Here is a 16,934-nt window from a genome sequence, read left to right as displayed (position 1 = left end):
GCTCCGACATGGGATCCGACGTGGCCTCCGACACGACCCCCGCGACGACCACCTCCCGCCCGGCCCGACCCACCGGCTCCCTGTCGGCGTGGGAGGGCATGGCCCGGCAGTACGACTACTGGCTCACGGTCCTCAAGCGCACGTGGCGCGGGGGAGTGGTGAGCAGCTTCCTCACGCCGCTGCTCTACGTCGTGGCGATGGGCGTCCTGCTCGGCGGGTTCATCGAGGCCGACCCCGACAAGCTCGAGGGTGCGACCTCCTACCTCGCCTTCGTGGTCCCCGGCCTCGTCGCCTCGCACGCCATGACGCTCGCGGTCAGCGAGTCGACGTACCCCGTCATGGGGTCCATCAAGTGGCACAAGACGTTCTTCGCGCAGCTGGCCACGCCCCTTGCGGTGCGCGACCTGGTCAACGCCTACGTCGCGTTCGTGATGTTCCGGGTGGCCTCGGCGTGTGCGGTGTTCATGCTGGTGATCGCGCCGTTCGGGGTCTTCGCGACATGGTGGGGGCCGATCCTGGCGTGGCTGTCGCAGGTGCTCGTCGGCTTCGCGTTCACCACGCTGGTCTTCGCCTACAGCGCGTGGCTGAAGTCGGAGGAGGGGTTCGGCCTGCTGTTCCGGCTCGTCGTGATCCCGCTGACGCTCTTCTCCGGTGCCTTCTTCCCGATCAGCAACCTCGGCCCGGTGCTGGAGTGGATCGCCCGGCTGACCCCGCTGTGGCACGGCGTCTCGCTCTCCCGGATGTTCTGTGTCGACCACATCGACTGGGCGCTGGTCGTGGTGCACGTCGTCGTTCTCGTCACCCTCACCGTCGTCGGCTGGTTCCTCGCGGTGCGCAACCTCGACCGCCGGCTGGAGGTCTGACATGGCGCTCCTCGAGGGGATCCCGGCCCCGCTGACCCCGGCCGCCGCCACCAGGGTGCTGGTGCTGCGCAACTACGTCGTCTACAAGGGCGCGTGGAAGCTCTTCATCACCGGGTTCCTGGAGCCGGTCTTCTACCTGTTCTCGATCGGCATCGGCGTCGGCCAGCTGATCGATACCTTCGAGTTCCACGGCGAGGCGATCCCGTACGCCGAGTTCGTCGCGCCGGCCATGCTCGCGACGTCCGCCTTCAACGGCGCGCTGCTCGACTCGACCTACAACGTCTTCTTCAAGATGAAGTACGAGAAGCTCTACGACCAGATGCTCGCGACCCCGCTGTCCACCGGTGACATCGCGCGCGGCGAGATCACCTGGGGCCTGATGCGGGGGTCTGTCTACTCCGCCGCCTTCCTCGTCGTCATGGCGCTGATGGGTCTGACCCAGTCGTGGTGGGCGGTGCTCGCCCTGCCGGCGGCGATCCTCATCGCGTTCGCGTTCTCCGCTGTGTGCATGGCGGTCACGACGTGGATGACGAGCTGGCAGGACTTCGACAAGATCACCCTCGCGCAGATGCCGCTCTTCCTCTTCTCGGCCACCTTCTTCCCGGTCGAGGCGTTCGGAGACGGTGTGCTCCGGTGGGTCGTCGAGGCCACCCCGCTCTACCGCGGGGTCGTGCTGTGCCGTGAGCTGACCACCGGCGTGATCACGTGGGAGTCGGCCGTCTCGGTGGTCTACCTCGTCGTGATGGGCGTGGTCGGCCTGCTCGTCGTACGACGCCGGCTCGACAAGCTGCTGCTGACCTGAACGGGTCTCCCGGGCTAGGTTCGGGAGCATGGCGAGCAGCACGGACTCCTGGACGAAGGGTGGGTCGACCCCAGCACTGCTGGAGGAGACCATCGGGGACAACCTGGCGCGCACCGTGGCGTCGTACGCCGACCGCGAAGCGCTGGTCGAGTGCGCGAGCGGGCGGCGCTGGACCTGGGCGGAGCTGCAGGCCGACGTCGACGCCGTCGCGCGCGGCCTGATCGGGGCGGGCATCCGCAAGGGCGACCGCGTCGGCATCTGGGGGCCGAACAGCGCCGAGTGGACGCTGGTGCAGTTCGCCACCGCGAAGGTCGGCGCCATCCTGGTCAACGTCAACCCGGCCTACCGCACCCACGAGTTCTCCTACGTCGCCAACCAGTCGGGCATGCGGCTGCTGGTCGCCGCGACGTCGTTCCGCACCAGCGACTACCGAGCCATGGTGGAGGAGACGGCTGCCGAGAACCGTGCGCTGGAGCGCGTCGTCCACCTCGACGACGAGGAGAGCTGGGCCGGCCTGCTGGCCGACGGCGAGGGCGTCTCCGCCGACGACCTGGCCGAGCGCGCCGCGAGCCTCGCGCCGGGCGACCCGATCAACATCCAGTACACCTCCGGCACCACCGGCTTCCCCAAGGGCGCGACCCTGAGCCACCGCAACATCCTCAACAACGGCTACCTCGTCGGCGAGGTGTGTCGCTACACCGAGGCCGACCGCGTCTGCATCCCCGTGCCCTTCTACCACTGCTTCGGGATGGTGATGGGCAACCTGGCGTGCTCCACGCACGGGGCAGCGATGGTGATCCCGGCGCCCGGCTTCGACCCGGCGCTCACGCTGCGGGCGGTGGCGGACGAGCGCTGCACCTCGCTCTACGGCGTGCCGACGATGTTCATCGCCGAGTGGGCGCTGCCCGACATCGACTCCTACGACCTGTCCTCCGTGCGCACCGGGATCATGGCGGGCTCGCCCTGCCCCGCGGAGATGATGAAGAAGCTCATCGCGGCCGGCATCGAGGAGATGACGATCTGCTACGGCATGACCGAGACGTCGCCGGTCTCCACCCAGACCCACACCGACGACTCCTTCGAGCGGAAGGTCGGCACGGTCGGCCGGGTCTGCGCGCACCTCGAGGTCAAGATCGCCGACCCGCTCACGGGCGAGGCCGTCCCGCGAGGGGAGGCCGGTGAGCTCTGCACCCGCGGCTACTCGGTGATGCTGGGCTACTGGGACGACGAGGAGAAGACCCGCGAGGCCATCGACGACGACGGGTGGATGCACACCGGCGATCTCGGGGTGATGGACGACGACGGCTACGTCCAGGTCACCGGTCGCATCAAGGACATGGTCATCCGGGGCGGCGAGAACATCTACCCGCGCGAGATCGAGGAGTTCCTCTACACCCACCCCGACATCGAGGACGTCCAGGTGGTCGGCGTCCCGGACGAGAAGTACGGCGAGGAGCTGTGCGCGTGGGTGCGGATGCGCCCGGGCAGCGAGCCGCTCGACGCCGACGCGGTGCGCGCCTTCGCGACCGGCAAGCTCGCCCACTACAAGATCCCGCGCTACGTGATGGCCGTGGAGGAGTTCCCGATGACCGTCACCGGCAAGGTGCGCAAGGTCGAGATGCGCGAGGTGTCCACCGCCCGACTCGGCCTGGCCTGACTGCGGCTGGCCTGAAGGGGCCCGTCACCGGAAGACGCCCCGGTAGACCTCGTCGAGGGCCGCGGTGTCGAGGGCGGTCACGACGCGCACCGGTCCGTCGCCCGTACGCCGGAGCCGTCCCCGGTCGTCGCTCGTGTCGACGGCCCAGGTGCCCGACTCGGTGGTCGCGGCCGAGCCGTCCACGAACGTGCCGGCGGTCGCGAGGTCCCAGTACTTCGGCGACTCGAACCCGGGGACACGGCCGAGCCCACCGACGACGGGACCGGCCAGCCCGTCCGGGGCGCCGGGCGGCACCGGGTCGTCCGGCAGCACCGTCACCGGCACGGGGCCGGCCAGCACCTCGGCGAACGGCACCGGGTCGGCCCCGACGTTCCACTCGCCCACGCCGTCGGCGTGCGACTCGCTGTCGACGGTGCCCGCCATGGTGGTGACGCCGCCCAGCCGGGCGTACGCCACCGGGTGCTCGCGCAGGACGGCGGCCACCTCGGTCAGGGGCGCCAGGGCGACCACCTGCAGCCCGAGATGGCGCCGGGCCAGCCGGGCGATGAGCTCGGCAGCCGGCGTACGCACCGGAGTGAGCTCACCGCCGACGGCGTCGCGTGGGAGCCCGCTGTTCATCAGCGCGCCGGCGCCCCACTCGGGCGGGAACATCACCCCGTCCTCGCCGCGCGGCGTGGAGCCGCAGGCGACGGGAGGCGGGACGGTCTCGAGCGCGTCGAAGAAGTCGCCCAACAGGCCGGTGCCACGGCAGTCCAGCTCCCCGGTCTGCGGGACCGTCACGGCGACGACCTGGACGCGGGGGTGGCGCAGGAGCAGGGCGAGCGCGGCGAGGTCGTCGGGCGCGAGGTCGGTGTCGACGACGACCGGCACGGCGTCCGGTTGCTTGGCGGCGGCCGGCGCCATCGGGCCGGTGGCGAAGACCTCGCCGTCGACGTCGGAGGCCGCGGGGCTGCAGGCGGCCAGCGCCGCGACGGCCAGCGGCACGACGAGCAGACGCCAGCTCACGGGATCACCACGTGCTGGCCGACGAGCCCTGCCACGGCGAGGACCGCCCCGACGGCGAGCAGAGCCCGACGTCCCGACCGGGGCCACGCGACACCGAGCAGCAGCGCGGCGATCCCGAGCAGCCACACGTCGTGCCACCACGCGAGCGCCTCGGACACCCACTGCCTCTGCCAGCCCTCGGGATCGGGATGGCCGACGAGGAGCCAGTCGGACGGGAAGGACAGCGGGTCGGCGGAGGCCGGGCCCACCGTGATGGAGAGCGGCTGGACCTGGATCACCGAGAACGGCGTCACCGCCGCCTGGCCGAAGAGCCAGTAGACGCTGACGACGAACCACAGCACGAAGAGCGCGGGTACCAGGGCCACGAGCCGCGACATCCGCCGCCCGAGGGCGGCGCCGAGCGCGACGGCCACCAGTGCGAGGGCGACCGGCTGCGCCAGCTCGGCCGTGGTGTGGAGGGCCTCAGTCGTGCGACCGGGCTCCATGCCGAGCCACAGGCCGCCGAGCTCCCGCTCCCGCCACGCGACTAGGCCGGCGTACGCAGCGGCGACCACCACGAACGGCAGCGCCGCCAGCAGCCGGGCGAGCGTCCGGCGGGCCTCCGAGACGGGTGCGGCCGGCGCGACGTCGTGGCGTGCGCGGTGGAAGGGCAGCGAGACGGCGACAGAGATGCCGAACAGGAACGGCGCGACGGCGGGAGTGATCCCTTCGTACGACGCGCCCGGCCACTCGCCCGGCTCGGGCGTCACGGTCCACATCGCCCAGATCGTCAGCGCCAGGAAGGCCCAGGGCACCGGGTTGCGCAGCATCCGACGTGCCTCGGTGACGACCAGTGCGCGGGTGACCATCGCAGGCGCTGACGTGGCAGGCACGGGCCTGACGGTCGTCGTGCTCATCGCCGCCACCCCGCGATGCAGAGGAGGGTCGCGGCCGCGAGCACCCACCACGGCTCCGTCAGCCACCAGCCGACGACGTCCGAGGCGGTCCCACCCGGCAGGAACTGGTGGAGGGCGAACAGGGCGACCGGTGTGGATGCCCCCAGCACCACGGCCCGGCGCGGCGGCGCCCACACGGCGACGGCCACACCGCACGCCGTCGCGGCAAGCAGGGGACCCGGCCCGGACAGCTGCGCGGTCGTCAGCGAGTCGAGCAGGAACCACACCGCGAGGGCCGGCAGCCCGAGCAGGGCGAGCCGCAGGACCCGACGCTGCATGACCGACACCGGCACCGCCGAGAGCATCGCAGCGGCGGGGTCGTGCAGGCCGGACACGACGGTCGCCGCGAGGCCGGCGGCGGCGATCGCGAGGAGGACGTCCGCCGGTCGGCCGGCGGACCGGGCAAGCACCGTCGCAGCGACGAGCACACCCGCGAGGCAGACCGCTGGCGCCCAGCGGATGGCGCGCGCGGTGGGCAGGGCGGCCTGGGCGAGCGCGGTGTTCACCGGGTCAGCCTCGTCACGAGCAGGTATCCGTCGTCGACGGTGGGGACGGCCGGTGAGGCGCCCACCGGCGGGGTGCCGACGTGGCGGCGCGCGCCGGGGCCGGTCAGCCACGAGCGCAGCGCGGTCGGCTCCTCGACGTCGGACTCCCAGACCCGGCCCTCGGCCTCGCCCGCCAGCTCGGCAGGCGTGCCGGACCAGCAGATCCTGCCGCGGTCCATGACGAGGACCTGCTGGCACAGGGCCGCGACCTCGGCGGTGTTGTGCGTCGACAGCACGACGCAGCCGCGGTGCGAGGTCTCGGCGAGGACAGAGCGCAGCGCGATGCGCTGCTCCGGGTCGAGCCCGGTGGCCGGCTCGTCGAGGACGAGGAGGTCCGGCGCACCGACGAGCGCGGACGCCAGTGCCACCCGCTGCTGCATGCCGCCCGACAGCGTGCGGATGCGCTTGTGCATCGCGTCACCGAGGCCGACGGCCTCGAGCATCTCGGCTGCTTCCCGCCGTCGCCGGGCCGCGTCCGTGTGCTCCTTGAGGATGGCGACGTAGTCGACCATCTCGAGCGGCGTGAACCCGCCGTAGAGCCGGGGCGACTGCGGGAGGTAGCCGAGGCGGCGTCGCACCTCGGTGCGAGATGTCGGGTGGGCCGGGTCGAGGCCCAGCAGGGACAGGGTGCCGCGGTCGGGAGCGAGCACGGTCGCCAGGATGCGCAGCAGCGTCGTCTTGCCGGCGCCGTTGGGGCCGAGCACCCCCACGATGCCGCGCCCGAGGGTCAGGTCGACCCGGTCGACGGCGGTCTGGGAGCCGAACGCCTTGGTGATACTGGCCGCGCTCAGCAGCGTGCCCGTGGGCGTGTGAGTGGCAGTGTCGGTGGTGCTCATGTGGTCCTCCGGTAGGCGACGGTGTCGCGACGGGCGATGGTGAGGGCGATCGCCGCGAGCGCGACCACCAGGGCGGTGAGCTGGATGGGCGCCGACGCGACCAGGCTGGTGACGACGTCGGCGGGCAGCCTGCGCGAGGCGGCGGGCCACGAGACGGCCACGGCCCAGAGCGAGCCCAGGGATGCGGCGACGACCGTGGGATCCAGCCGGGTCGTGCCGGCCAGCGCCACCAGCGAGGCCAGGGCGGCGCCGGGCAGCAGCCAGCCGAAGGCCACTGGTGTGGGAAGCCCGAGCAGCAGGGCCACGCCGACGCCGATGGGCACGGCCGAGAGGGCCACCAGCACGGCCCGCGCCGCCACCACGCGCAGACCGGCCGTCGGCGCGGCGAGGGCGAGCTCGCCGGCCGGCTCGGCGTGGCGTCCGTAGGTGAGGGCCACCGCCGCCAGCGGGGCGACAGGCGCCAGCGCCATGAACACGGGCAGGCGGAGGCCGACGACGGACACGACGACCGGCAGGGTGAGCAGCAGCAGGATCGAGGTGAGCCAGGCTGCGCGCAGCCCGGGGGTGGCCAGGCCGAGGCGCAGCAACGGGTTGGAGCGCGGCCGGTCGATCCGGTCGGCCAACGCGTCCCAACGTCGTACGACGTCGCTGCCGGAGGTGGACGGCGCCAGCGTGGCCATGCGACGACGGCACTCGTCGCAGCGGAGCAGGTGGGCCTCGAGCGAGGCGGCGGGGACGGGCGCCGCGGAGCCGTCGGCCCACGCGCGCAGCGCCTCCTCGTCGGCATGCCAGGTCTGCGTCACAGCAGGGCCTCCCTCAGCTCGGTGCGAGCGCGGCTCATCCGGCTCTTGACGGTGCCGCTCGGGATGCCGAGCAGCGCGGCGGCCTCACGCGTGGTGAGGCCGTCGAGGACGGTCGCCTGGACGACCGCCTGGAGGTCAGGGGAGAGGCGTGCGAAGGCGACCCCCACGTCGCTGTGCTCGACGCGGGCGAGCACCTCCTCCTCCGCCGACGCGATCGAGGACCCGCGCAGGGAGCGCAAGCGCTCGACCACGCTGGCCCGCGGCCGCAGCTGGTGGAGCATGGACCGCACGGCGATGCCCCACAACCAGGCAGCGACCTCGCCGTCGCCCCGCCAGGCGGACGGCTTGCGCCAGACGGCGAGGAAGGTGTCCTGGATCGCGGTGTCGACGATCGCCGGATCGGCACACCGCCGCGACAGCCGGATGGCGACCCAGGGCTCGTGGCGCACGAAGAGCTCGTGCAGCGCACCACGATCGGCGTCTGCCACGGCGGCCAGCAGCTCCGCGTCGGACCGGTCGTCGACGCCCTCTCGGGCGTCCCAGCCGGTGTCGTCCACTCCCATCACGTCTCCTAGTTGCACCGACGCACATGATCGGTTCGCCCACGCCGCCACGTCTTGCACCGGTCCAGACCAGGCGTGAACCGAACACCGACCGCGCGGACACCTCTAGGTGGCGGCCCGATCGGTCCGCCGGAGGAGCTCAGTCATGAAGGGGAACCAGATGTCGAAGATCAGGACGGGAGTGGCGGCAGCAGTCGTCCTTGCCGCAGTGCCCACCACCGCGGTGGCCGCGGGGGTGCTGGTGGACCACGGGCACGGGCCCACGGTCGTGCACGACACGGCGTACGACCAGGTCAAGACCCAGGTGCACGCCTGGTCCAGCGACGGGATCACCCGCGTCCGGCTCATGGTGACCGGGCTGCCGGCCGGACAGACGTTCGGGGCGCACGTGCACACGCGTGGCTGCGGCACGGACCCGCTCGCGTCCGGTGGTCACTACCAGCACTCGACCGACGCGACGGTCCCGCTCGCCGACCGGGAAGTCTGGCTCGACGTCACCTCGGACGAACAAGGGCGAGGCGTCGCCACGACCACGGTGCCGTGGGCGTTCGTGCCGGGCACCGCGGGATCGGTGGTGATCCACGCGCTGCCCACCAACCCGACCACGGGGGCTGCCGGTGCCCGGTTGGCCTGCACCACCGTCGAGTTCGGAGGCTGACGGCCGTCGATCGCGGCGACGGCCGGCAGGTCGGCGGGAAGTGCGCGACGGATGACCGTTCCACACGTTGTCACCGCCGCCGGGACTGGTTGGATGACGGCCATGAGCATCACGCCCGACACGAAGGACTGGACCTGGGTGCTCGAGCGGCCGTGCCCCGAGTGCGGCTTCGAGGCCGCCGCGCACGACGTGTCGGACCTGCCCGACCTCCTCGCGGTGACGGCGTCGTCGTGGTCGCAGGTGCTGGGTCGCGGCGACGCGACCGACCGCCCGCGACCCGAGGTCTGGTCGGCGCTGGAGTACGGCTGCCACGTCCGTGACGTGCACGTGCTCTTCGCCGAGCGCGTGCGGCTGATGCTCACCGAGGACGTCCCGACGTTCGCCAACTGGGACCAGGACGTAACCGCGGTCGAGCGCGCCTACGGCAGCCAGGACCCCACGGCGGTCGCGGCCGAGCTGGTCGAGGCCGCCCGCGCAGTGGCGATGCTCTACGCCTCCGTCACCGATGCCACGCGCGGTCGCCGGGGGCTCCGCTCCAACGGTGACGAGTTCACCGTCGAGACCCTGGGCCGCTACCACCTGCACGACGTCGTCCACCACCTCCACGACGTGGCGGCGCCGGCGTGACCAGCGAGACCGTCCGGTCCTACGACCGCGACGCAGCGGCGTACGTCGCCCGCACCGCGGCCGTGCCGGACTCGGTCCGCGCCGCCCTGGAGCAGCTTGCCGACCGGCTCGGCCCGGGCGCACGCGTGATCGAGATCGGGTCGGGTGGCGGTCGTGACGCGCTGCTGATGGAGCAGCTCGGCCTCGCCGTGCGGCGCACCGACGTCACGCCCGCCTTCGTCGCGCTGCTGCGCGAGCAGGGCCACACGTGCGACCACCTCGACCCCCTCGTCGACGACCTGTCCTCGCTCGACGGGCCGTACGACGCCGTGTGGGCGAACGCGTCGCTGCTGCACGTCGCGCGGGACGACCTGGCCACCGTGCTGGGGCACCTGGCGGCGGTCACCCGGACCGGTGGCCTGCTGTGCATGTCGCTCAAGGAGGGCGACGGCGAGGGCTGGTCCACCCACGGGACGATCAACGGCCCGCGGCACTTCACCTACTGGCAGGCCGCCGCCGTCGAGGCCGTCGTCCGCCGCGCGGGCTGGGGCGACGTCGTCGTCCGGCAGGGGCTCGGGGGCGACCGGGGGGAGACCTGGCTCGAGCTGTGGGCGGTCCGTGATGGGGTGTCGCCATGAGGCACACGGAGTTCTGGGCGCGGCTCGACGAGACCCTCGGGCGGGCCTACTCCCGCACCTGGGCCGAGCTCACCGTCGTGCGCGACCTCGACGGCCGCACGACCCAGGAGGCGCTCGACGCGGGTGTGCCGCCCAAGCAGGTGTGGGCCGCCGTGCATCGCCAGCTCGAGCTCCCGGACAGTCAGCGGTGACCACCCGGCTCGCGGGAGGCCTCACCGTCGCCGACGTCCAGCGTCGTACGGTCCGCACCCTCGTCGTCTCCCAGGCGGTCGGCGCGGTCGGCGTCACCATCGGTGTCGCGACCGCCTCGCTCCTCGCCCGCGACATCTCCGGCAGCGAGACGATGGCCGGCCTCGCGCAGACCTTCCAGGTCCTCGGCACGGCGGCCGCCGCCTACGGGCTCGCGCGCGTCATGCGACGCCGCGGGCGACGTGTCGGCCTGGTCGCGGGCTACCTCATCGGGGCGACCGGTGCGGTCCTGGCCGTCGTCGCCGGCGTCGTCGACTCCATGGCGGTGCTGCTCCTCGGAGCGCTCATGCTGGGAGCCACCACGGCGGTCAACAACGGGTCGCGCTACGCCGCGACCGACCTGGCGACCGAGGAGCACCGCGCCCGTGCCCTGTCGGTCGTCGTGTGGGCGACCACCGTCGGAGCCGTCGCCGGCCCCAACCTCACCGGCGTCGGAGCGAGCGTCGCCCGCTCCATGGGCGTGCCCGAGCTGACCGGTGGCTTCGCCATCGGCGCCGTCGTCCTGGTCGTCGCGGCCGGGTGGGTGTGGTGGCGGCTGCGGCCCGACCCGTTGCTCCTCGCCCAGGAGACGGCCGGGGTCGTGCCGAGCGCAGGTCCCGAGCCGCGGGGCCGGTCGTGGAGCCGCTTCGCCGCGGTGGTGCGCGACGTGCCGGCCGTCGGGGCCGCAGTGGTGGCGATGGCCTGCACCCACGCGGCGATGGTGACCGTGATGATCATGACGCCGCTCCACATGGAGCACGGCGGCGCGCACCTCGAGGTCATCGGGTTCGTCATCTCGATCCACGTGCTCGGCATGTTCGCCTTCTCGCCGCTCGTCGGCTGGGCCGCCGACCGCTTCGGCCGGTCGGCCGTCCTGGTCACCGGGGGAGTGGTGCTGCTGGTGTCGCTCGCGCTGTGCGGCCTGTCCCCGCAGGGCACCTCGTGGCAGATCTTCGCGGGGCTGTTCCTCCTCGGCCTCGGCTGGTCCTGCGCGACGGTCGCCGCGTCGACGGTCATCGCCGACCGCACGCCCATCGAGGCGCGCACCGACGTGCAGGGCACCTCCGACATGGCGATGGCGCTCACCGCCGCCGGGGGAGGAGCCCTCGCCGGGGTCATCGTCGGCGAGCTGGGCTACCCCGCGCTGGCGACGTTCGCCGCGCTGCTGGCGGGTGCGGTCGTGGTCGCCGGCGCCGTTACCCGCCGTCACTCCTGAGCCGCACCGGCCGTTCCTCGCACCCGGGGCAGGTTCGGCGTCGACACGCCGGTGTCGAAGCGCTCGTCGAACACCTGTTCGGGCTACTGTGCATCCACAGGTACGACGAGGGGCGAGGTTGTCCACAGCGTTCGACCGTTCTGATCAGGGACTGTCGGTGGCTCGCCCTAGCGTCGCAGACGTACCTCTCACGACACGACACGACGACAAGACAGGACACAGCTATGGCTGGTGCAGACCGCGAGAAGGCCCTCGACGCCGCGCTCGCACAGGTGGAGAAGCAGTTCGGCAAGGGCTCGGTCATGCGACTGGGCGACGAGACGCGTGCGCCGCTCGAGGTGATCCCCACGGGGTCGATCGCCCTCGACGTGGCCCTCGGGCTGGGCGGCTTGCCGCGCGGTCGTGTCGTGGAGATCTACGGTCCGGAGTCCTCCGGAAAGACGACGGTCGCCCTCCACGCGGTGGCCAGCGCCCAGGCAGCCGGCGGCATCGTCGCCTTCATCGACGCCGAGCACGCGCTCGACCCCGACTACGCGAAGAACCTCGGCGTCGACACCGACGCGCTGCTGGTCTCGCAGCCCGACTCGGGTGAGCAGGCGCTCGAGATCGCCGACATGCTGATCCGCTCCGGTGCCCTGTCGCTGATCGTCATCGACTCGGTGGCCGCGCTCGTGCCCCGGGCCGAGATCGAGGGCGAGATGGGCGACAGCCACGTCGGCCTCCAGGCCCGACTGATGAGCCAGGCGCTGCGCAAGATGACCGGTGCCCTCAACAACTCGGGCACCACCGCGATCTTCATCAACCAGCTGCGCGAGAAGATCGGCGTGATGTTCGGCTCGCCGGAGACCACGACCGGTGGTCGCGCCCTGAAGTTCTACTCCTCGGTGCGCCTCGACGTGCGTCGCATCGAGACGCTGAAGGACGGCACCGACATGGTCGGCAACCGCACCCGCGTCAAGGTCGTGAAGAACAAGGTGGCCCCGCCGTTCAAGCAGGCCGAGTTCGACATCATGTACGGCAAGGGCATCAGCCGCGAGGGCGGTCTCATCGACGTGGGCGTCGAGGCGGGCCTGATCCGCAAGGCCGGCGCCTGGTACACCTACGAGGGCGACCAGCTCGGCCAGGGCAAGGAGAACTCGCGCAACTTCCTGCGCGACAACCCCGACCTCGCCAACGAGATCGAGAAGCTCATCCTCGAGAAGCTGGGCGTGACTCCCGCGGTGGACAAGCCCGGCGACGACCTGACCGACGAGCCCATCGGGGTCAATGACTTCTGATCGCACAGCCGCCCTCGAGGAACGAGAGGGCGGCGTGGGTGCGGTCAGGTCGAGCAAGCGATCGAGCGAGCCTGCGAGGTCGATGATGCGTGTCGAGACCGGTCGATGAACGAAGAGAATCGTCCCGCACCCGACTGGGTCGGTGACGTCGGGCTCGGAGTGGAGGCGTGGGTGGGGGACACCCCATCCACGCCGGTCGAGCCACGTCCGGCCCGTCCCCGCGGCGGGCGCGCGGGCGCCGGTCGCCGTGAGGGCCGCAAGGGTGGTCGGAAGGCGACCCGCACCTGGGAGGAGCGCGAGGCAGCCAGGCTCGCCCGGGAGGAAGCCGCGGCGGCGGAGCTCGAGGCTGACCCCGAGGCCGTCGCCCGCAAGATCCTGCTCGACACCCTCACCGGTCAGGCACGTTCTCGCAAGGAGCTGGCCGACAAGCTGGCCAAGCGAGGCGTGCCCGACGAGCTCGCCGGCGAGCTGCTCGACCGCTTCACCGAGGTCGGCCTGATCGACGACGCCGCCTACGCCCGGCAGTGGGTCGAGAGCCGGCACCGCAGCCGGGGGCTGGCCCCCCGAGCCCTGGCCCAGGAGCTGCGCCGCAAGGGCATCGACGACGAGGACTCGAAGACCGCGCTGGAGCAGATCGACGAGGCCGACCAGCGTGCGGCCGCCCGCGCGCTCGTCGACAAGAAGCTGCGCTCCATGCGCGGCCTCGACCGCCAGGTGGCCACCCGCCGCCTGGCCGGGCTGCTGGCCCGCAAGGGCTACGCGGCCGGCCTCGCGTTCTCGGTCGTCCGTGAGGCGCTCGGCGAGGCGGAGGACGACGAGCCGCACCCCGACTTCTGAGACCGGGGCCGATCGGGTGCCGCGTGCCTGCGTCATGCGGACTCGCACCCATGGGTCCGGGTCGGTATGACGGTCGAGGTCGATACCGTCGGGCGGGCCCGGTCTTCCGGTGAGCGCCGGGCTCTGGTGGGATGGTCCCGTGAGCAGCGAGCGCGAGGTCCTCACCTACGACCTCTTCGGCACCGCCACCCGCGAGCTGGCGCAGGAGGTGGCCGACTCCGGGTTCCGCCCCGACATGATCCTGGCGATCGCCCGCGGCGGGCTCGCCCTCGGCATGGGGTTGGGCTACGCCCTCGCGGTCAAGAACATCTCGGTGGTCAACGTCGAGTTCTACACCGGCGTCGACCAGCGCCTCGACGTCCCGATCATGCTGCCGCCGACGCCGGCGGCCGTCGACCTGTCCGGCCTCAAGGTGCTCGTCGCCGACGACGTCGCCGACACCGGTCGCACCCTCGAGCTCGTCCACGCGTTCTGCGAGGGCCACGTCGCCGAGGCCCGCACGGTGGTGATCTACGAGAAGCCCCAGTCGGTCATCAAGCCCGACTACTCCTGGCGGAGCACCGAGCGGTGGATCGACTTCCCGTGGTCGGTGCTGCCACCCGTCGTCGACCCGGACGCCCTCGCGCACTGACGTGCCCGGGAGCGACGTGACGGCGACCCGCCCCGTCGTCGTACGCCACGGAGACGGGGAGCTGGCCGGCACCCTGCTGCCGGGGGAGCCGTGGGCAACGGCCGCGGCCCGCATCTCCGCACCGGTCGACGGCGAGCCCGTCGCCCACGACCTCTCGGGCGACATCCTGCGATTCGACGTCGAGACCGACCGGGCTGTCTACCTGCGGGCGATGACGCGCAGCGACCTCCCGGCACTGACCCGCTGGTTGCAGGCACCGCACGTCCGACGGTGGTGGCACAACGACGGGGAGCCCACCACGGACCGCGTGACGGCGGCGTACGGACCTCGCGTCGACGGCAGCACGCCGACACGCATGTGGGTGGTGGAGGTCAACGGCCGGTCCGTTGGCTTCGTCCAGGACTACCGGATCCGCGACTACCCCGGGTTCGCCCTCCTCACGCCCGATCCGGACGCCATCGGCGTCGACTACGCCATCGGGGAGCCCGGCTGGGTGGGACGCGGCCTGGGCGCCCGTCTGCTGTGGGCATGGATGCGGGACGCGCACCGACGCTTCCCCGACGCCACGTCCTACTTCGCCGCGCCCGACCACGCCAACGCGGCATCGCTGCGGATCCTCGACAAGGCCGGGTTCGGCCGGGGCACCTGGTTCGACGAGCCGCAGCGCGACGGCACCACCTCGACGGTCGTCGGCTGCACCCTCGACGTGCGCCGCGTCCTCGGCCCAGCAGCGCCACGCCGTGCGCCATGATGTGCCCATGACGGACCACATCGCCGCCCACCTGCGCCTGCCCGCGGGACCGGTGGACCTGACCGCGATCGAGACCGACGCCGCGCCCGGCTTCGACGGCGGCAAGACCGAAGGCAAGGCCGCCCTCGCCGGGATGGGTGCTGAGCTCGCCGATCTGCAGGAGCGGCTCTGGGCCGAGCGGACCGTCGGGTCCGAGCGGCGCGTCCTGCTGGTGCTCCAGGGGATGGACACGAGCGGCAAGGGCGGGGTGCTCCGCCACACGATCGGCCTCGTCGACCCCCAGGGCGTCCGGATCACCAGCTTCAAGGCGCCCACCGAGGAGGAGAAGCAGCACGACTTCCTCTGGCGCATCGAGAAGGGCCTGCCACAAGCCGGCTACATCGGGGTGTTCGACCGCTCGCACTACGAGGACGTCCTGATCGCCCGGGTCCGGAACTTCGCCGACGCCGACGAGCTCGAGCGGCGCTACGACGCGATCAACGACTTCGAAGGCCGGCTCGCTGCCGAGGGGTTCTCGATCATCAAGTGCATGCTCCACATCAGTGCCGACGAGCAGAAGGCCCGGCTCGCCGAGCGGCTGGGCAACCCCGAGAAGCACTGGAAGTACAACCCCGGTGACCTCGACGAGCGCTCGCTGTGGCCCGCCTACCGCGACGCCTACGAGATCGCTCTCGAGCGCACCAGCACCGACACTGCGCCGTGGCACGTGGTCCCGTCCGACAAGAAGTGGTTCCGCAACCTCGCCGTCGGCCAGCTCCTGCTCGACACCCTCCGGGGCCTCGACCTGCAGTGGCCGGCTGCCGACTTCGACGTGGCCGCCGAGACCGAGCGCCTGGCCGAGGAGACGCCGGTCCAGTGATCCGAACCGGCCTCCCCAGCGTCACCGTCACCCGCTACGTCACCCCCTTGCGCGAGGGCGGCAGCCTGCCCGGAGTGGTGGAGGGCGATGACCTCGGCACCTACGTGTGCAAGTTCCGCGGCGCCGGGCAGGGCGCCAAGGTCCTCGTCGCCGAGGTGATCGTCAGCGCCCTCGCCACCCGCCTCGGACTGCGCACCCCGCGCCTCGTCGTCCTCGACCTCGACCCCGAGCTCGCCCGCTACGAGGCCGACGAGGAGGTGCAGGACCTGCTCAACGCGAGCGTCGGTCCCAACCTCGGCATCGACTTCCTGCCCGGCTCGTTCGGCGTCGACGGACAGGTGAGCGCTGCCGACGACGAGGGCGCGCGCGTGCTGTGGCTCGACGCGTTCACCGCCAACGTCGACCGCTCCTGGCGCAACCCCAACCTGCTGCTCTGGCACGGCGACCTCTGGGTCATCGACCACGGCGCGGCGCTCTACTTCCACCACGGCTGGCGGTCGGGCATCACCGACCCGGCGAAGTTCGCGGCGCAGGCGTGGGACGTCGGCGGCCACGTCTTCGAGGAGTGCACGCACCGCGCGCGACAGCTCGACGAGGAGATCGCTGCCCGGTTGGGCCGCGACGTCTTCGTGGAGGTGCTGGCCCAGGTGCCGGACGTGTGGCTCGAGCCGGTCCCGGGTGCAGAGACGCCGGACGCGCTGCGCACGGCGTACGTCGACTTCCTCGTCGCCCGCCTCGGCACCCGTCAGTGGCTTCCCGAGGGAGAGTCGCGATGACCGCCAGCCGGCTCGCCTACCAGTACGTCGTGCTCCGCTGCGTGCCGCGACCCGAGCGCGAGGAGTTCGTCAACGTCGGCGTGGTGCTGCACTGCCAGGCCGCCGACTTCCTCGACGTGACGTGGTCGGTGGACGCTGACCGTCTCCGCGCCCTTCACCCGTACATCGACGTCGACCAGGTGTGCGACGCCCTCACGTTCACCGACTGGGTGTGCCGCGGCGACGACCGCGGGGGCGAGGCATCGCGGCAGTCGCTGGGACAGCGGTTCGGCTTCCTCAAGGCCCCGCGCAGCACCGTGCTCCAGCCCGGCCCCGTGCACGGCGGGCTGACCGGCGACCCGGCACGTCAGCTCGAGCACCTCCGCGAGCGGCTCGTGAGCTGAGCCGAGGGCCGCGCGTCCTCCGGGCGGCGCCCTGTCCGGACCGGACGTCGGGGCGGATACTCGGC

Annotated in this window: 21 protein-coding genes; 15 read left to right on the top strand and 6 right to left on the bottom strand. The window is 72.3% G+C overall.

The window, feature by feature from the left end:
* Window positions 1-8: 8 nt before the first annotated feature.
* From JOD65_RS15735 to JOD65_RS15725, 3 genes are read left to right on the top strand one after another with little or no spacing between them, the layout of a single operon-like run.
* A complete protein-coding gene (locus tag JOD65_RS15735; protein WP_224747756.1) occupies window positions 9-863 on the top strand; it encodes an ABC transporter permease in 855 nt (284 codons plus the stop codon).
* Between the two features lies 1 nt (window position 864).
* On the top strand, window positions 865-1,665 hold the full coding sequence (locus JOD65_RS15730; protein ID WP_191195851.1) for an ABC transporter permease: 801 nt from the start codon (window positions 865-867) through the stop codon (window positions 1,663-1,665).
* Between the two features lie 28 nt (window positions 1,666-1,693).
* Window positions 1,694-3,322, top strand: a complete 1,629-nt coding sequence (locus tag JOD65_RS15725) for an AMP-binding protein (protein ID WP_191195850.1) — start codon at window positions 1,694-1,696, stop codon at window positions 3,320-3,322.
* A gap of 24 nt (window positions 3,323-3,346) precedes the next feature.
* Here the strand turns inward: JOD65_RS15725 and JOD65_RS15720 are convergent, their stop codons facing one another.
* The 6 genes from JOD65_RS15720 to JOD65_RS15695 are packed head-to-tail and all read right to left on the bottom strand — an operon-like array spanning window position 3,347 to window position 8,009.
* Complete coding sequence (locus tag JOD65_RS15720; protein WP_191195849.1) at window positions 3,347-4,327, bottom strand: nucleoside hydrolase; 981 nt, start codon at window positions 4,325-4,327, stop codon at window positions 3,347-3,349.
* Entirely contained in the window at window positions 4,324-5,199 is an 876-nt protein-coding gene (locus JOD65_RS15715) for a hypothetical protein (protein WP_191195848.1), read from the bottom strand. The genes JOD65_RS15720 and JOD65_RS15715 overlap by 4 nt, the downstream gene beginning before the upstream one ends.
* A 20-nt stretch (window positions 5,200-5,219) precedes the next feature.
* Entirely contained in the window at window positions 5,220-5,768 is a 549-nt protein-coding gene (locus JOD65_RS15710; protein WP_191195847.1) for a hypothetical protein, read from the bottom strand.
* On the bottom strand, window positions 5,765-6,643 hold the full coding sequence (locus JOD65_RS15705) for an ABC transporter ATP-binding protein (RefSeq protein WP_191195846.1): 879 nt from the start codon (window positions 6,641-6,643) through the stop codon (window positions 5,765-5,767). Before JOD65_RS15705 ends, JOD65_RS15710 begins: the two co-directional genes overlap by 4 nt.
* Window positions 6,640-7,446, bottom strand: coding sequence for a zf-HC2 domain-containing protein (locus JOD65_RS15700; protein WP_191195845.1), 807 nt, complete (start codon window positions 7,444-7,446; stop codon window positions 6,640-6,642). The genes JOD65_RS15705 and JOD65_RS15700 overlap by 4 nt, the downstream gene beginning before the upstream one ends.
* The gene (locus JOD65_RS15695; protein ID WP_191195844.1) at window positions 7,443-8,009 is read right to left on the bottom strand and encodes an RNA polymerase sigma factor; all 567 of its coding nucleotides are present in this window, start codon (window positions 8,007-8,009) and stop codon (window positions 7,443-7,445) included. The genes JOD65_RS15700 and JOD65_RS15695 overlap by 4 nt, the downstream gene beginning before the upstream one ends.
* Window positions 8,010-8,154: 145 nt before the next feature.
* Between JOD65_RS15695 and JOD65_RS15690 the strand changes: the two genes are divergently transcribed.
* The 12 genes from JOD65_RS15690 (at window position 8,155) to JOD65_RS15635 (ending at window position 16,869) form a co-directional block, all read left to right on the top strand.
* Window positions 8,155-8,667, top strand: coding sequence for a superoxide dismutase family protein (locus tag JOD65_RS15690; protein WP_191195843.1), 513 nt, complete (start codon window positions 8,155-8,157; stop codon window positions 8,665-8,667).
* Between the two features lie 102 nt (window positions 8,668-8,769).
* The gene (locus tag JOD65_RS15685; RefSeq protein ID WP_204811226.1) at window positions 8,770-9,294 is read left to right on the top strand and encodes a DinB family protein; all 525 of its coding nucleotides are present in this window, start codon (window positions 8,770-8,772) and stop codon (window positions 9,292-9,294) included.
* Window positions 9,291-9,911 (top strand): class I SAM-dependent methyltransferase, encoded by a 621-nt coding sequence (locus tag JOD65_RS15680; RefSeq protein WP_191195841.1) that lies wholly within the window; start codon window positions 9,291-9,293, stop codon window positions 9,909-9,911. The genes JOD65_RS15685 and JOD65_RS15680 overlap by 4 nt, the downstream gene beginning before the upstream one ends.
* Window positions 9,908-10,102 carry a DUF3046 domain-containing protein gene (locus JOD65_RS15675; RefSeq protein ID WP_191195840.1) on the top strand — a complete coding sequence of 65 codons (195 nt, stop codon included), beginning with the start codon at window positions 9,908-9,910 and terminating at the stop codon, window positions 10,100-10,102. Before JOD65_RS15680 ends, JOD65_RS15675 begins: the two co-directional genes overlap by 4 nt.
* On the top strand, window positions 10,099-11,355 hold the full coding sequence (locus tag JOD65_RS15670; RefSeq protein ID WP_191195839.1) for an MFS transporter: 1,257 nt from the start codon (window positions 10,099-10,101) through the stop codon (window positions 11,353-11,355). The genes JOD65_RS15675 and JOD65_RS15670 overlap by 4 nt, the downstream gene beginning before the upstream one ends.
* A gap of 224 nt (window positions 11,356-11,579) precedes the next feature.
* The gene (recA, locus tag JOD65_RS15665; RefSeq protein WP_191195838.1) at window positions 11,580-12,632 is read left to right on the top strand and encodes a recombinase RecA; all 1,053 of its coding nucleotides are present in this window, start codon (window positions 11,580-11,582) and stop codon (window positions 12,630-12,632) included.
* Between the two features lie 105 nt (window positions 12,633-12,737).
* The gene (locus tag JOD65_RS15660) at window positions 12,738-13,469 is read left to right on the top strand and encodes a regulatory protein RecX (RefSeq protein ID WP_191195837.1); all 732 of its coding nucleotides are present in this window, start codon (window positions 12,738-12,740) and stop codon (window positions 13,467-13,469) included.
* 139 nt (window positions 13,470-13,608) lie between these two features.
* On the top strand, window positions 13,609-14,100 hold the full coding sequence (locus JOD65_RS15655) for a phosphoribosyltransferase (protein WP_172260692.1): 492 nt from the start codon (window positions 13,609-13,611) through the stop codon (window positions 14,098-14,100).
* Between the two features lie 16 nt (window positions 14,101-14,116).
* On the top strand, window positions 14,117-14,851 hold the full coding sequence (locus JOD65_RS15650) for a GNAT family N-acetyltransferase (RefSeq protein WP_191195836.1): 735 nt from the start codon (window positions 14,117-14,119) through the stop codon (window positions 14,849-14,851).
* 7 nt (window positions 14,852-14,858) lie between these two features.
* Window positions 14,859-15,710 carry a PPK2 family polyphosphate kinase gene (locus JOD65_RS15645; RefSeq protein WP_191195835.1) on the top strand — a complete coding sequence of 284 codons (852 nt, stop codon included), beginning with the start codon at window positions 14,859-14,861 and terminating at the stop codon, window positions 15,708-15,710.
* Entirely contained in the window at window positions 15,707-16,486 is a 780-nt protein-coding gene (locus JOD65_RS15640) for a HipA family kinase (protein ID WP_307821211.1), read from the top strand. Before JOD65_RS15645 ends, JOD65_RS15640 begins: the two co-directional genes overlap by 4 nt.
* Entirely contained in the window at window positions 16,483-16,869 is a 387-nt protein-coding gene (locus tag JOD65_RS15635; protein WP_191195834.1) for a DUF3037 domain-containing protein, read from the top strand. The genes JOD65_RS15640 and JOD65_RS15635 overlap by 4 nt, the downstream gene beginning before the upstream one ends.
* Window positions 16,870-16,934 lie beyond the last annotated feature (65 nt).

The sequence above is a fragment of the Nocardioides cavernae genome (assembly GCF_016907475.1).
GTDB classification, from domain to species: Bacteria; Actinomycetota; Actinomycetes; order Propionibacteriales; family Nocardioidaceae; genus Nocardioides; species Nocardioides cavernae.
Note: the sequence above shows the minus strand (reverse complement) of the source record. Positions and strands in the feature narration are given on the sequence as shown.

What these genes read in the sequence shown, in the direction of transcription:
- JOD65_RS15695 (WP_191195844.1), bottom strand. Translation starts at nt 8,009, where the DNA reads ATGGGAGTGGACGACACCGGCTGGGACGCCCGAGAGGGCGTCGACGAC.
- JOD65_RS15660 (WP_191195837.1), top strand. Translation starts at nt 12,738, where the DNA reads ATGAACGAAGAGAATCGTCCCGCACCCGACTGGGTCGGTGACGTCGGG.
- JOD65_RS15735 (WP_224747756.1), top strand. Translation starts at nt 9, where the DNA reads ATGGGATCCGACGTGGCCTCCGACACGACCCCCGCGACGACCACCTCC.
- JOD65_RS15730 (WP_191195851.1), top strand. Translation starts at nt 865, where the DNA reads ATGGCGCTCCTCGAGGGGATCCCGGCCCCGCTGACCCCGGCCGCCGCC.
- recA (WP_191195838.1), top strand. Translation starts at nt 11,580, where the DNA reads ATGGCTGGTGCAGACCGCGAGAAGGCCCTCGACGCCGCGCTCGCACAG.
- JOD65_RS15705 (WP_191195846.1), bottom strand. Translation starts at nt 6,643, where the DNA reads ATGAGCACCACCGACACTGCCACTCACACGCCCACGGGCACGCTGCTG.
- JOD65_RS15675 (WP_191195840.1), top strand. Translation starts at nt 9,908, where the DNA reads ATGAGGCACACGGAGTTCTGGGCGCGGCTCGACGAGACCCTCGGGCGG.
- JOD65_RS15685 (WP_204811226.1), top strand. Translation starts at nt 8,770, where the DNA reads ATGAGCATCACGCCCGACACGAAGGACTGGACCTGGGTGCTCGAGCGG.
- JOD65_RS15635 (WP_191195834.1), top strand. Translation starts at nt 16,483, where the DNA reads ATGACCGCCAGCCGGCTCGCCTACCAGTACGTCGTGCTCCGCTGCGTG.
- JOD65_RS15645 (WP_191195835.1), top strand. Translation starts at nt 14,859, where the DNA reads ATGACGGACCACATCGCCGCCCACCTGCGCCTGCCCGCGGGACCGGTG.
- JOD65_RS15725 (WP_191195850.1), top strand. Translation starts at nt 1,694, where the DNA reads ATGGCGAGCAGCACGGACTCCTGGACGAAGGGTGGGTCGACCCCAGCA.
- JOD65_RS15690 (WP_191195843.1), top strand. Translation starts at nt 8,155, where the DNA reads ATGAAGGGGAACCAGATGTCGAAGATCAGGACGGGAGTGGCGGCAGCA.